A 13,078-nucleotide genomic window follows, 5' to 3' on the forward strand; every position below is an offset into this window, starting at 1 on the left:
ACTGGCTTGCCAGCGATGCAGGCGCACCGTCGAAGCAGGCAGAAACACGGAGCCATTGGGGTCATGACAGAACTGCGTCAAGAATGTCTGTGGGAACATGTGACACCACAAGCGCCAACAGCCGTTGCGCTGGCCAGTGATGTCACGGCGGATGTATGCATCATCGGTGGCGGCATCACCGGCTTGTCCGCCGCTATTCACCTGCTCGAGCAAGGCAAGCGGGTCATCCTGCTCGAAGCCTGGCAACTGGGCCACGGCGGTTCGGGGCGCAACGTCGGGCTGGTCAATGCCGGTACCTGGATTCGCCCCGACGACGTCGAGGCTACCCTTGGCCAGCAGCAGGGCAGCCGTCTGAACAAAGTGCTGGGCGAGGCACCCGCCGAAGTCTTCGCCATGATCAAGCGACACGGCATCGACTGCCAGGCCCGTAACGAAGGCACGCTGCACATGGCGCACAATGCCACGGGCGTCGCCGACCTGCAGGCGCGCCATGAGCAGTGGACCCGACGCGGTGCCGATGTCCAGCTGCTGACCGGTGCCCTCTGCCAGGAATTCTGCGGCACCGACAAAGTCTCCGTTGCGCTGCTCGACCGCCGCGCCGGCACGATCAACCCAATGGGCTACACCCTGGGGCTTGCGGCAGCGGTCACGCGACTGGGCGGCCAGATCTATCAACATTCCTCAGTGCAGGGGCTGGAGCGGCAGGATAGCGGCTGGCGCGTGAAAACCGCCAAGGGCTCGGTCAGCGCCGACAAGGTGGTGATCTCCACGGGGGCCTATACCGAAGGCGACTGGACCGACCTGCAGAAGCATTTCTTCCGAGGTTACTACTACCAGGTCGCGTCAGTGCCCTTGAGTGGGGCCGCAGCGGACAGCGTGCTCAAGCATGGCCAAGGGTCCTGGGATACCCGCACTGTATTGAGCAGCATCCGTCGCGACGATCAGGGCCGCTTGTTGCTGGGCAGCCTGGGACGAGTCGACAACAAGCCGGCCTGGTTCATTCGCAGTTGGGCCGACCGTATCCAGGGCCATTACTTTCCACAGTTGGGCAAAGTCGACTGGGAAATGCACTGGACCGGCTGCATCGACTTCACCCCCGATCACCTGATGCGCTTGTTCGAGCCAGCGCCGGGCATCGTTGCGGTGACCGGTTACAACGGTCGTGGCAACACTACCGGTACGGTCATCGGCAAAGCCTTTGCGCAATACCTGATCGAAGACAACCGCGATCAATTGCCAATTCCATTTTCGCCCATGAAACCGGTGGCGGCAGCGGCACTGCGGGCCGGCCTCTACGAGACGGGATTCTCCCTGTACCACGCCGGGCAATGTCTGCGCGTGGTGCTCTAGACCTTCTTGTGCAGCCAGTTCAGAAAGCCGCCTTTTTTGATGGCGACCGGCTTTTGCAATAACAGGGACTGGCTGGCCTGTTGGCGGAAGCGCTGCAGTTTGCTCAGCGCCGCTTTCACTTCCGTGCGCTGTTCCAGGCAGTTGCGCACGGCACTCTTCTCGATGCGATAGAGGGTGCAGGTGGTCAGGCTGCGGAACTCTGCCCGGGTGCTTTCGCCTTCGATGATGCCTTCTTCCCCGAGAATTTCTCCGGGCCCCATGCGGCCGGCCTCGATCAGCGCATTGCCATCGGCTATGGATGCCGAGACGACTCCTGTACCGATTACCAGAAGATAGTCCGACACTTCACCGACCTTCAGGATGACCTGGTCGGCTGGATACTCAACCGGCGTCATGCTTTGGCTGAGCATGTCCTTTTCTTCGCGGGTCAAGGAGCGGAACACCCGCACCTCTTCCAGCAGGCTTCGCTGGCGTGTCCAGGGCTCCTGGGAGGCATCGCCGTTCCAGACCACGCCCGAGGCTTCGAGGTGGCGGTGGGCGAGATCGAACAGCAGGTTGCGCACTTCGGTCTTCTTGTCCATTGATGCGACGAAGCCGCTGGCCTCGTATTCCATGGACTCCAGCCCCGAACTCTTCACTGTTGCCCTGGGCTTTGGAAACGACAACAGGGCGCTGCTGCCTTGCAGGGTTTTCTCCAGCGCATCGAGTACTCGCCGTGGCCGCACCCTGGCCGGTACCACCACGCTGATCGAAACACCGTGGACATCATTCGGGCGGCTGTAGTTGAGAATCTTGGCTTTGGCCGCAACCGAGTTGGGAATCACCGCCATGCTGCCCTGCCCGGTCAGCAGGTGAGTCGCGCGCCAATCGATATCGACCACTTTGCCCTCCGTGCCGTCGATAGAGATCCAGTCATCGACCTGGTAAGGCTTGGTGGTATTGAGCACGATCCCGGAAAACACATCGCTCAACGTGCTTTGCAAGGCCAGGCCGACAATGATCGCCATGGCCCCCGAGGTCGCCAGCAGGCCCTTGACCGGCAACTGCATGACATAGGCCGCCGCAGCCACGATCGCGATCAGGAAAATCACTGCCCCCATCACATCCTGCAGCAACCGCCCGGTATGACCGGTGCGCGGGATCAGCATCATCGCCAGTACCACCGTGAGCGTACGCGCGCCGAACAGCCACCAAAAAATCTCCAGCACCGTGGCGACCAGGTTGTGCGAAACATCCTCGGGCCAGGGTGCCGGTTGCAGCGGACTCATCCCTGCGCTGATCAGCACCCAGCTGAACAACAGAAAGACGCTGAGCTTGGCAGAAATACGCCATGACTTGTGCTCGGCCGGGATCACCCGCCAAACCAGCAGGTCGAGCACCAGCAAGGTGGCACCGATCACCAAGGGGTGATTCTGGATAAATGTGAGCATGCCGTCCTCTGGTCTGGATCTGACGCCGAAGGTGCTCAGAATCCCCGCAAATGTAGTTCGTTACAAGGTGGGGTGCATTTGGGCTTTCACTGACTCGACGGCCGATACTGCAGCGCCTCCGCCACATGGCCTCGACCAATCGTTTCGGCCTGTTCCAGGTCCGCCAGTGTGCGCGCGACTTTCAGCAAGCGATGCGCCGCACGCAAGGACAGGGTCAGCCGCTCGCAGGCGGTTTCCAGCCATTTCTCATCCTCGGTGGATAACTGACAGTGCTGGCGCAGGCCGGGCAGGTCGAGGAAGGCGTTGGCGCAACCCTGGCGCTTGAGTTGCAGCTCGCGGGCCTCGGCGACGCGTGCGGCGGCATTGGCGCTGTTATCTGCGCTGGGTTCAGTGGGATTCAAGGCGGTGGCTTCACGGGCGACGGTCAGGTGCAGATCGATGCGATCGAGCAAGGGGCCCGAGAGTTTGTTGCGATAGCGCTGGACCTGGTCGCTGCTGCAACGACAGCGGCCGCTGGGCTCGCCCAGATAGCCACAGGGGCAGGGATTCATTGCCGCAACCAGTTGGAAGCGGGCAGGGAAGCGGACCTTGTCGCGGGCACGGGCGATGACGATTTCGCCGGACTCCAGCGGTTCGCGCAGGACCTCGAGGACTTTGCGGTCGAACTCCGAGCTCATCCAGAAAAAGCACACCGTGATGGGCCAGGGTGATTTCGCCCGGCTGCGGGCGACTGCCGCCGCCAACCAGCGCTGCGCCGGAAGCGGAGTGGTGTGGATGACGGAACGGGCGCTGCGGCCAGCTGCTCAGCGGCACATGGCTGGCGACCGACTGGATGGCGGCGACCTCAAGGGCTTCACGCTCGCCCAGCGGTGGCAACAGGCCGGGCAGGCGGCTTGCGAGCAGGGTCTTGCCGGTGCCGGGCGGGCCGCTGAAGAGCAGGTTGTGCGCTCCTGCCGCGGCGATCAGCAAGGCGCGTTTAGCAGCAAGCTGCCCCTGGACTTCACTCAGATCGGGGTAGGGTTTGCTGATCAGCAACAGACCATTGGCCTTGTACGGGCTGATCGGGTTCTGGCCGTTGAAGTGGGCGACCAGCTCCAGCAGATGTTCTATCGCATAGACAGTAAGGCCCGATGCCAGGCAGGCTTCTTCGGCATTTTCACGCGGTACCACAAGCGCGCGCCCGGCATCCCGGGCGGCGAGGGCGGCAGGCAGGACGCCCTGCACCGGGCGCAAGCCGCCGGACAGCGCCAGTTCGCCCAGACACTCGACGTTGTGCAATGCCGTGGGCGGCATCTGCCCGCTTGCCGCGAGGATGCCAAGGGCGATGGCCAGGTCGAAGCGCCCGCCGTCCTTGGGCAGGTCGGCGGGGGCGAGGTTCAGGGTGATGCGCCGGGCGGGAAAGTCGAGCCGGGAGTTGAGGATCGCGCTACGCACCCGGTCCTTGCTTTCCTTCACGGTGGCTTCGGGCAAGCCAACCAGCGTCAGCGCCGGCAGGCCGTTGGCCAGATGGGCTTCGACCGTGACGGCCGGGGCCACCACGCCGACCTGGGCGCGGCTGTGGACGATGGCGAGGGACATGATTGCTCCATGATGAGGTGAACGCCGCATCCAGCGGCCTTGCAAGAATAGTGGAGCGAGATGGGCGGCGAGATTGAAACGCTCGCCTTTTGTGCGTCATGGTGTTGCCTGTGTTGCTCGATCTGACCGGGTCATGTTGCGCTCGAGCATCAGGGTTTCGAAGACCACCATCAGGTTGATGTCGGCCTTGCGCAGTTCATTGCGATTCATCGGCAGCTGCCCCACGCCATCAGTGGCTCAATGGGGGCAGTGTAGGGAGGCGTGCAAGGCGCCGCCAGGGGTTGGTGCGGCGCTGGCTTACTCGGCGGGTGGCGTCAGCCGTGCTTCGAGCTCGGCGACTTTCGCTTCCAGGCTTTCCAGGCGGGCACGGGTGCGGGCCAGGACGACCATCTGGCTGTCGAATTCTTCCCGGCTGACCAGGTCCAGTTTACTGAAACCGCTTTGCAGCAGGGCTTTGAACTGGCTCTCCAGTTCAGCGCGAGGCTGTGCGGTATCGCCACTGAACAAACGGGAGGCGTGGTCGCTCAGGGCGTCGAGAAAGGCTTTGGGCGCGAGCATGGTCAAGTTTCCAGAATCAGATGGGCGCCAGTGTACCACGCGGTGTCTATAGTCTTGGGGAGCCTGCTGCATTGCACGCTTTTCGCGCATCAGGACGAGCGGTAGCGCACCGTTGTTGTGCGCAATTGGACGACTTGCCTGCAAAGTCCTCCGCAAGAAACAGCCAAGTCACTGTAATCACAGGATTTGTTGGTTATGGCAAGGTTTCTGCTTACACGCTGATGACCCCTGCACTGATGTAGTCATCGTGACGAATCCAGTGCGCAACGCAGGGGAAGTGTTTCGACAGGAGCAGTGATTGGCGTCGGTCGCGGGGATGCAAGACCGACGATGCGTTACAAAGCCAGACACTGCGCTTAGACTTGAGCTGGGTTTGTTTCCTGGGGCAAGTCCACCAATTCGGGAGAGAGTTTCATGAAGCTAGTCACTGCCATCATCAAGCCGTTCAAGTTGGACGACGTGCGCGAGTCACTGTCCGAAATCGGCGTGCAGGGCATTACCGTTACCGAAGTCAAAGGCTTCGGTCGCCAGAAGGGCCATACCGAGCTGTACCGTGGCGCAGAGTACGTAGTCGATTTCCTGCCCAAGGTGAAGATCGACGTCGCTATCGACGACAAGGATCTTGATCGGGTCATCGAGGCGATCACCAAGGCGGCCAACACCGGCAAGATCGGTGACGGCAAGATTTTCGTGGTCAATCTGGAACAGGCTATTCGCATCCGTACCGGCGAAACCGATACCGACGCAATCTAAGCCGCCAAACCCAACGCCCCAGGAGATAACAATATGACTCTGCGTCGCTTCGCAGGGCTAGGAGCCCTTTTGTCCCTAATAATGCCTGGCCTGGCCATGGCAGAAGAGGCGGCAGCCCCTGTGCTCAACTCCGGCGACACCGCCTGGATGTTGACTTCGACAGCCCTGGTGCTGTTCATGACCATTCCCGGCCTTGCCTTGTTCTACGGCGGCATGGTGCGTTCCAAGAACGTTCTGTCGGTGATGATGCAGTGCTTCGCAATTACCGGTTTGATCAGCGTGCTGTGGGTCATCTACGGCTACAGCATGGCGTTCGATACCACTGGCATGGAACAGGGTGTCGTCAATTTCAATTCTTTCGTCGGCGGTTTCTCGAAAGCCTTCCTCAGCGGTGTGACGCCTGCCAGCCTGACCTCGGCAACCGCACTGTTCCCGGAAGCGGTGTTCATCACCTTCCAGATGACCTTCGCGATCATCACCCCGGCCCTGATCGTGGGTGCCTTCGCCGAGCGGATGAAGTTCTCCGCGATGCTGATATTCATGGGTATCTGGTTCACCCTGGTCTACGCGCCGATTGCACACATGGTCTGGAGCGGCAACGGCGGCCTGATGTGGGACTGGGGCGTTCTCGACTTCGCTGGCGGTACTGTGGTGCACATCAACGCCGGTGTGGCCGGCCTGGTTGCCTGCCTGGTACTGGGCAAGCGCAAAGGCTTCCCGACCACCCCGATGGCACCTCATAACCTGGGTTACACCCTGATGGGTGCGGCCATGCTCTGGATCGGCTGGTTCGGCTTCAACGCCGGCTCGGCAGCTGCCGCCAACGGCACGGCCGGCATGGCCATGCTGGTCACCCAGATAGCAACAGCTGCAGCTGCACTGGGCTGGATGTTCGCCGAGTGGGTAACCCACGGCAAGCCAAGCGCACTGGGTATCGCTTCCGGTGTGGTGGCGGGTCTGGTTGCGGTAACCCCGGCAGCAGGCACCGTAGGCCCGATGGGCGCCCTGGTGATCGGCCTGGCGGCCGGTGTGATCTGCTACTTCTGCGCCACCAGCCTCAAGCGCAAGATGGGCTACGATGACTCGCTGGACGCCTTCGGCGTACACGGTATCGGCGGTATCGTCGGCGCAATCCTCACCGGTGTGTTCGCAGCCCCTGCACTGGGTGGCTTCGGCACTGTCGAGGACATCGGCGCTCAAGTCTGGATTCAAGTCAAAGGCGTCGGTTTCACCGTCATCTACACGGCCATCGTGACCTTCATCATCCTCAAGGTGCTGGATGTGGTCATGGGCCTGCGGATCAACGAAGAGGAAGAAGCCGTCGGCCTCGACCTGGCGCAGCACAACGAGCGTGGTTACAACCTGTAATCGCGGCGAAAAAAATGCCCGGCTTGCCGGGCATTTTTTTGTCTGGAGTTTGTCATTTGCATTATACGCAAACGGTTTCTACGAGCCGATTCAAGGCGTGTCGATACAGTCGGCAAATGTGGGTCGAACACTTACAGCCCGCAGAGAAATATAGCCTCTTTGCTTTTTCCCAGAGCGCGCTAGAATGCGCGCCGAAGCTGTGGAGAACGGTATGTGGCAGCAGACCCTGATTACCTTGCGGGCACGACCCCGGGGCTTTCATCTGGTGACTGACGAGATACTCGCCGGTTTGCCGCAATTGAGCGAATGTCGAGCCGGCTTGCTGCATTTGTGGCTGCAACATACCTCTGCGTCGTTGACCATCAACGAGAACGCCGACCCGGCGGTTCGTCGTGACTTCGAACGATTTTTCAACCGGTTGGTCCCACAAGGATCAGAGGGTTACGAACATAACGACGAAGGTGCTGACGACCTGCCTGCACACTTCAAGGCCAGTTTGCTAGGCTGTCAATTGAGCTTGCCGATCATGGCCGGGCGATTGGCGTTGGGCAGCTGGCAGGGTGTTTATTTGGGCGAGCATCGCGATCATGGCGGTGCTCGCAAGCTCCTCGCCACGCTGCACGGCGAGGGCGCTTAAGCCGCTGGTTACCAGTGGATGTTGAATTTTTCCTGGCAGGCCTTCGACAGTGGGTGAAGCTGGGCTATAACTAATCTGCTTTTCGCAAGTCATGAGGTAGAACATGAGCGACGATGATCTGGAAAATGATGACCTCGAAGTAGGTGACGATGACGAAGCCGAAGAAGGTCTTGAAGCGGCCGTTGAAGATGTCGCGGAAGACGATGGTGGTGATGCACCTGTCCCTACTGCCAAGGGCAAGGCCAAAGCTGCGGTCTCGGTCGATGAGCTGCCCAGCGTAGAAGCCAAGAACAAAGAGCGCGATGCGCTGGCCCGGGCGATGGAAGAATTCCTCGCGCGCGGAGGCAAAGTGCAGGAAGTCGAGCCGAATGTGGTGGCCGATCCACCCAAGAAGCCTGACAACAAGTACGGCAGCCGCCCTATTTGACTGTCCGCATGCCATGAAAAAGCCCGCCGTCGCTGCGGGCTTTTTCATGGGCGCTTCGCGGTGTCGGGTAGTGTCGACTTGTAGCCGCTGCGACGCTCACGTGCGAAGCAGGCGCGGGATCTCAATATCGCCGGGGAGCCCCTGCGGGACTCCAGCTGGTGCGCCACTGCGACAGCCTAACGGCAGCGGCTACAACAGATTGCATCACGCCCAGCGGGAGAGGAGCTCGGGCAACTGCCTCAGGCTCTGAATCTCCGCATCCGGCGCGCGGTTGGCCTCCCAGGGCTTGCCCTGGGGGTTGAACCAGATCGCCCGCATGCCCGCCTGTTGGGCGCCGGCGATGTCGTCACCGGGGTGGTCGCCGATATGCACCGCAGTGCTGGCATCCGCCTGGCCGCGGCTGAGGGCTTCGCGGAAGAGTTCAGGAGCGGGTTTGCCAACACCCAGGTCTTCGGCGCAGAGCGTGAACTTGAAATAGTCAGCCAGGCCCAGGCGCCGGACATCGGCGTTGCCATTGGTGAGCACGCCGAGGGTGTAGTGCTGGCAGAGTATTTCCAGTGTCGGCTGGACCTCGGGAAAGACCTCGATCTGATGGCGGGCGTGGAGGAACACCTCGAAGCCCATGTCGGCCAGTGTCTGTGCCTGGGAAGGATCGTACCCGGCATCTTCCAGGGCATGGAACAGCACCCGGCGGCGCAGAGCACTGATCCGGTGCTTGAGGCCCGGGTCGGCCTGTACCAGTCGCTCACGGATTGCATACAGATGCTCGACCGGTACCGGCCCGAGATTCGGGGCGTGCTCGGCCAGCCAGTCGCGCAGAATGGCTTCGGCGCTGACAATCACCGGTGCGGTGTCCCACAGGGTGTCATCGAGGTCGAAGGTGATCAGCTTAATGGTCATGAATCAGTGCCCTTACTGCGTTTGGCTCGAGGATGAGCACTATCGTATACCGTTGCCAGGTGCTGGAAGTCCAGATGGGTATAGATCTGGGTGGTGGCGATGTCGGCATGGCCGAGCATTTCCTGGACCGCACGCAGATCCTGGGACGACTCCAGCAAATGGCTGGCAAACGAGTGCCGCAACATGTGCGGATGCAGGTTTTGCCCCAGCTCGCGCTCGCCCGCGGCGCGTACCCGCAACTGGATCGCACGCGGGCCCAGGCGACGGCCTTGCTGGCTGACAAATACAGCGTCGTCCTGCGGGTTGCTCATGGCACGCAGTGGCAGCCAGAGCTGCAAGGCTTCGCGGGCCTTGCGGCCGATGGGCAGCACACGTGTCTTGCTGCCTTTGCCGTGTACCTGAACCAGCCCGTCGGCCAGATCCAATTGTTCGAGGTTAAGCCCGGTCAGCTCACTCAAGCGCAACCCGGATGAATAGAACAGTTCGAGGATGGCCTGGTCGCGATGGGCCAGAAAGTCGTCTTCGACAGCACCATCGAGCAATTGCAGCGCTCGGTCGGTGTCGAGGGTTTTGGGCAGGCGCCGCTCGCCCTTGGGCGGGCTCAGGCCATTGGCCGGGTCGTGACTGCAGAGCCCTTCGCGGTTTAGATAGCGGTAGAAGCCGCGTACGGCTGACAGCAGGCGGGCCAGGCTGCGCGAGGATTGGCCCTGCTGATGCAGGCGCGCAACCAGGCGGCGCAGATGCTGGATTTCCAGGGCGTCCCAGCTGCTCACCTGCTCCTTGGCGCAGAAGGCGAGCACTTTGTTCAGATCGCGCCGATACGCTTCCAGGGTGTGGGCCGACACTTGACGCTCGCTGCGCAGGTGCGCGCAGAAAGCCTCCAGGTGCGCCTCCATGGTTAGCGAGCCGGGCGCAAGGTGCTGGTGAAGCGTGGCACGATACGCCCGAGGACCTCGGCGATGTAAGTGAGGAACAAGGTACCGACCGAACTCTTGTAGTGCTGCGGATCACGGCTGCCGATCGCCAGCACGCCATGCAGGCCTTGATGGGTCAGCGCCACCACGGCGCTTGAGCCGACCTGCTTGCGTTGTTCTTCGCCAAAGAGGAAATCCAGCTCATGATCGCGCAGGGTGCCGCTGACGGTCTTGCCGCCCGAGAGCAGCCCGCCGATTGCTTGCTGGGCTTCGCTGCTGTTGACCCAGCGCCCGACCGGAGTGGCGGTCTCGCTGAACAGGATCAGGCTGACAAAGGGCACCTGGAATTCCTGGCGCAAGCTGTCTTCCACTGCGATCACGACTTCTTCCAGGCTGGTGGCGTCGAGCAGGTCGAGGATCAGGCGGCGGGTCTTCTCGAACAGGCGATCGTTGTCCCGCGCCACGTCCATCAACTGCGAGAGCCGATGGCGCATTTCGATATTGCGTTCGCGCAGCAGTTTCAGCTGGCGCTCCACCAGCGAGACGGTGTCGCCGCGCTGGTGAGGGATGCGCAATTCCGGCAGCAGGTCGTCGTGCTCGACGAAAAACGAAGGATGGGCGCGCAAATACTCAGCGACGGCATCGGCCTCCAGTACTGGCGTCAAGCTTTCAGAGGGTTGCTCGCTGGGCTTATCGGCTGGGGCTTGAGGCTGATCGGTCATTGGTTTTGCTCACTCATAGACGAACCTGTCCTTCATAGACCCGCACGGCGGGGCCTGTCATAAGCACCGGCTGGCCGGGGCCCGCCCATTCGATGGACAGGCGTCCGCCAGGCAGGTCGATCAGTAGCGGTGAATCCATCCAGCCCTGGCTGATGGCGGCCACGGCTGCGCCGCAAGCGCCGGTGCCGCAGGCCTGGGTTTCCCCGGTGCCACGTTCCCAGACGCGCAGTTGCGCACGCTGACGGTCGATCACATGAAGGAAGCCGACGTTGACCCGCTGCGGGAAGCGCGGATGGTTTTCGATCTTCGGCCCCAGCTCATGCACCGGCGCGTTGTTGATGTCATCAACACGCAGCACGGCATGCGGATTTCCCATCGACACGGCCGCCAGCTCTACCGCCTGGCCGTCGACATCCAGCCAATAACTCGGGGCCTGGGCGTCGGCCTGGAACGGAATCTCTGCCGGAATCAGGCGCGGTGGCCCCATGTCGACGCTGATCTGGCCGTCGCTGCGAACTTCGAGCTCGATAATGCCGCTTTTGGTCTCGACCCGGATGCGCTTTTTCGCCGTCAGGCGCTTGTCCAGCACGAAGCGGGCGAAGCAGCGGGCACCATTGCCGCACTGTTCGACCTCCGAGCCATCGGCGTTGAAAATCCGATAGCGGAAATCGACATCCGGGTTGCTCGGTGCTTCGACAATCAGCAGTTGATCGAAACCGACGCCGGTGTGTCGGTCACCCCATTGCTTGGCATGCTTGGGCAGAATGTGTGCATGCTGGCTGACCAGGTCCAGGACCATGAAGTCATTGCCCAGCCCATGCATCTTGGTAAAACGCAGCAGCATGGGGTCACTCCGGCAGCAGGCTTTCGCCAGCAAACAGCTCGGCCACGGTTTCACGACGGCGCACTTCGAATACCTGTTCGGCATCGACCAGCACTTCGGCGCAACGGCCACGCGTGTTGTAGTTGGAGCTCATCACAAAGCCATAGGCGCCGGCCGAATGCACGGTCAACAGATCGCCTTCGGCCAGGGCCAGTTGACGGTCCTTGGCCAGGAAGTCGCCGGTTTCGCAGATCGGGCCGACCACGTCATAAGCGCGAGGCTCTGCATCGCGGGGTTGCACGGCCTTGACGTCCATCCAGGCCTGATACAGTGCCGGACGAATCAAATCGTTCATGGCCGCATCGACGATGGCGAAATCCTTGTGCTCGGTATGTTTGAGGTACTCGACGCGAGTCAGCAGCACGCCGGCGTTGGCCACGATGTAACGACCCGGCTCGAAGACCAGTGCCAGGTCGCGATCGCCCACGCGCTCGCGCACGGCTTTGATGTAGTCGGCAACCAGCGGCGGCTCTTCATCGCGATAACGCACGCCGACACCGCCACCCAGGTCCAGATGGCGCAGATGAATGCCACAATCACCCAGGCGATCGATCAAGCCCAGCAGGCGATCGAGTGCGTCCAGGAAGGGTTCGAGGGTGGTCAGCTGCGAGCCGATGTGGCAATCGACACCGACCACTTCCAGGTTCGGCAGCTGCGCGGCACGAACGTACACGTCCTCGGCATCGGCGATGGCGATACCGAACTTGTTTTCCTTGAGGCCGGTGGAGATGTACGGGTGCGTGCCCGCGTCCACGTCCGGGTTGACCCGCAGCGAGATCGGCGCGCGAACGCCCAGCTCGGCGGCCACGACCTGCAGGCGCTCGAGTTCATCGGTGGACTCGACGTTGAAGCAATGCACGCCGACTTCCAGGGCGCGGCGCATGTCTTCGCGGGTCTTGCCGACGCCAGAGAAAACGATCCGGTCGGCACGGCCGCCAGCTGCCAGAACACGCTCCAGTTCGCCGCCGGAAACGATGTCGAAGCCAGCGCCCAGGCGTGCCAGGACGTTCAGCACGCCCAGGTTGGAGTTGGCCTTGACGGCAAAGCAGACCAGGCTGGAAACGCCTTCCAGGGCATCGGCGTAGGCGCGATACTGGGTTTCGATATGCGCGCGCGAATAGACATAGGTCGGGGTGCCGAAGCGCTCGGCGATGGTCGACAAAGCGACACCTTCCGCGAACAGTTCTCCGTCGCGGTAGTTAAAAGCGTCCATGGTGTTCCCTTAGTAAGACTTGTGCGATTGCGACTTGGCTTGTTCTTCAGGAGTTTTGCTGTCATCGGGCAGGTACAGCGGACCCTTTTGACCACAGGCAGAAACAAGGCAGGCGACCGCGAGGAGCGCAGCAAGGGAGGAGATCAGGCGCTTCATGGCGAAATCCTTTGAATATGCAGTAATTGCGCCGAGTATACCCAGCCCCCGGCGGATTGCCTATGCGGCCTGCTGGCCGTCCGGCGGGGCCTCGAGCGCTTCGCGCCTGGTCGATCTTCTGTGGGAGCTGGCCGGGCGGCGCTCCGCGTGCCAGCGATGAGACCATGACAGGCAACATCGATTTTCCTG

At 61.8% G+C, this 13,078-nt stretch carries 13 protein-coding genes and 1 pseudogene; 5 read left to right on the forward strand and 9 right to left on the reverse strand.

The genetic code is table 11. The features are described 5' to 3' along the window. Nucleotides 1–63: 63 nt before the first annotated feature. On the forward strand, nt 64–1,350 hold the full coding sequence (locus tag NVV94_RS00685; RefSeq protein ID WP_258445359.1) for an FAD-binding oxidoreductase: 1,287 nt from the start codon (nt 64–66) through the stop codon (nt 1,348–1,350). Here the strand turns inward: NVV94_RS00685 and NVV94_RS00690 are convergent. The 3 genes and pseudogenes from NVV94_RS00690 to NVV94_RS00700 form a co-directional block, all read right to left on the reverse strand. Further along, nucleotides 1,347–2,780: a mechanosensitive ion channel family protein gene (locus NVV94_RS00690; RefSeq protein WP_258445360.1), complete on the reverse strand. Its 1,434-nt coding sequence runs from the start codon at nt 2,778–2,780 to the stop codon at nt 1,347–1,349. The two genes, NVV94_RS00685 and NVV94_RS00690, sit on opposite strands and share 4 nt — an antisense overlap. An 86-nt stretch (nt 2,781–2,866) precedes the next feature. Beyond that, nucleotides 2,867–4,358: pseudogene (locus NVV94_RS00695) on the reverse strand (YifB family Mg chelatase-like AAA ATPase). A 297-nt stretch (nt 4,359–4,655) separates the two neighbouring features. After that, a complete protein-coding gene (locus tag NVV94_RS00700; RefSeq protein ID WP_258445361.1) occupies nt 4,656–4,916 on the reverse strand; it encodes an accessory factor UbiK family protein in 261 nt (86 codons plus the stop codon). 414 nt (nt 4,917–5,330) lie between these two features. Here NVV94_RS00700 and glnK point away from each other — a divergent pair, with 414 nt between their 5' ends. The 4 genes from glnK to sutA all read left to right on the forward strand — a co-directional run bounded on the left by glnK (nt 5,331) and on the right by sutA (nt 8,101). After that, on the forward strand, nt 5,331–5,669 hold the full coding sequence (gene glnK / locus NVV94_RS00705; protein WP_002555808.1) for a P-II family nitrogen regulator: 339 nt from the start codon (nt 5,331–5,333) through the stop codon (nt 5,667–5,669). 33 nt (nt 5,670–5,702) lie between these two features. Then, nucleotides 5,703–7,037 (forward strand): ammonium transporter, encoded by a 1,335-nt coding sequence (locus tag NVV94_RS00710; protein ID WP_258445362.1) that lies wholly within the window; start codon nt 5,703–5,705, stop codon nt 7,035–7,037. A gap of 211 nt (nt 7,038–7,248) precedes the next feature. Further along, entirely contained in the window at nt 7,249–7,674 is a 426-nt protein-coding gene (locus tag NVV94_RS00715) for a secondary thiamine-phosphate synthase enzyme YjbQ (RefSeq protein WP_258445363.1), read from the forward strand. Between the two features lie 103 nt (nt 7,675–7,777). Further along, nucleotides 7,778–8,101, forward strand: coding sequence for a transcriptional regulator SutA (sutA, locus tag NVV94_RS00720; RefSeq protein WP_258445364.1), 324 nt, complete (start codon nt 7,778–7,780; stop codon nt 8,099–8,101). Nucleotides 8,102–8,305: 204 nt separating this feature from the next. On the opposite strand, the gene NVV94_RS00725 is transcribed toward sutA, so the two are convergent. From NVV94_RS00725 to lptM, 6 genes are read right to left on the reverse strand one after another with little or no spacing between them, the layout of a single operon-like run. Continuing rightward, a complete protein-coding gene (locus tag NVV94_RS00725; protein WP_258445365.1) occupies nt 8,306–9,001 on the reverse strand; it encodes an HAD family hydrolase in 696 nt (231 codons plus the stop codon). After that, the gene (xerC, locus tag NVV94_RS00730; protein WP_258445366.1) at nt 8,998–9,897 is read right to left on the reverse strand and encodes a tyrosine recombinase XerC; all 900 of its coding nucleotides are present in this window, start codon (nt 9,895–9,897) and stop codon (nt 8,998–9,000) included. Before xerC ends, NVV94_RS00725 begins: the two co-directional genes overlap by 4 nt. A gap of 2 nt (nt 9,898–9,899) precedes the next feature. Continuing rightward, nucleotides 9,900–10,637, reverse strand: a complete 738-nt coding sequence (locus NVV94_RS00735) for a DUF484 family protein (RefSeq protein ID WP_258445367.1) — start codon at nt 10,635–10,637, stop codon at nt 9,900–9,902. 13 nt (nt 10,638–10,650) lie between these two features. Next, entirely contained in the window at nt 10,651–11,481 is an 831-nt protein-coding gene (gene dapF, locus NVV94_RS00740; protein WP_258445368.1) for a diaminopimelate epimerase, read from the reverse strand. A gap of 4 nt (nt 11,482–11,485) precedes the next feature. Beyond that, the gene (lysA, locus tag NVV94_RS00745; protein WP_258445369.1) at nt 11,486–12,733 is read right to left on the reverse strand and encodes a diaminopimelate decarboxylase; all 1,248 of its coding nucleotides are present in this window, start codon (nt 12,731–12,733) and stop codon (nt 11,486–11,488) included. A gap of 9 nt (nt 12,734–12,742) precedes the next feature. Further along, complete coding sequence (lptM, locus tag NVV94_RS00750; RefSeq protein WP_258445370.1) at nt 12,743–12,889, reverse strand: LPS translocon maturation chaperone LptM; 147 nt, start codon at nt 12,887–12,889, stop codon at nt 12,743–12,745. Nucleotides 12,890–13,078 lie beyond the last annotated feature (189 nt).

Origin of the sequence: Pseudomonas sp. LS1212, from assembly GCF_024741815.1 — a bacterium.
Taxonomy (GTDB): Bacteria; Pseudomonadota; Gammaproteobacteria; order Pseudomonadales; family Pseudomonadaceae; genus Aquipseudomonas.

Coding starts and splice junctions, on each gene's coding strand:
- NVV94_RS00685 (WP_258445359.1), top strand. CDS start 64: ATGACAGAACTGCGTCAAGAATGTCTGTGGGAACATGTGACACCACAA.
- NVV94_RS00690 (WP_258445360.1), bottom strand. CDS start 2,780: ATGCTCACATTTATCCAGAATCACCCCTTGGTGATCGGTGCCACCTTG.
- NVV94_RS00700 (WP_258445361.1), bottom strand. CDS start 4,916: ATGCTCGCGCCCAAAGCCTTTCTCGACGCCCTGAGCGACCACGCCTCC.
- glnK (WP_002555808.1), top strand. CDS start 5,331: ATGAAGCTAGTCACTGCCATCATCAAGCCGTTCAAGTTGGACGACGTG.
- NVV94_RS00710 (WP_258445362.1), top strand. CDS start 5,703: ATGACTCTGCGTCGCTTCGCAGGGCTAGGAGCCCTTTTGTCCCTAATA.
- NVV94_RS00715 (WP_258445363.1), top strand. CDS start 7,249: ATGTGGCAGCAGACCCTGATTACCTTGCGGGCACGACCCCGGGGCTTT.
- sutA (WP_258445364.1), top strand. CDS start 7,778: ATGAGCGACGATGATCTGGAAAATGATGACCTCGAAGTAGGTGACGAT.
- NVV94_RS00725 (WP_258445365.1), bottom strand. CDS start 9,001: ATGACCATTAAGCTGATCACCTTCGACCTCGATGACACCCTGTGGGAC.
- xerC (WP_258445366.1), bottom strand. CDS start 9,897: ATGGAGGCGCACCTGGAGGCTTTCTGCGCGCACCTGCGCAGCGAGCGT.
- NVV94_RS00735 (WP_258445367.1), bottom strand. CDS start 10,637: ATGACCGATCAGCCTCAAGCCCCAGCCGATAAGCCCAGCGAGCAACCC.
- dapF (WP_258445368.1), bottom strand. CDS start 11,481: ATGCTGCTGCGTTTTACCAAGATGCATGGGCTGGGCAATGACTTCATG.
- lysA (WP_258445369.1), bottom strand. CDS start 12,733: ATGGACGCTTTTAACTACCGCGACGGAGAACTGTTCGCGGAAGGTGTC.
- lptM (WP_258445370.1), bottom strand. CDS start 12,889: ATGAAGCGCCTGATCTCCTCCCTTGCTGCGCTCCTCGCGGTCGCCTGC.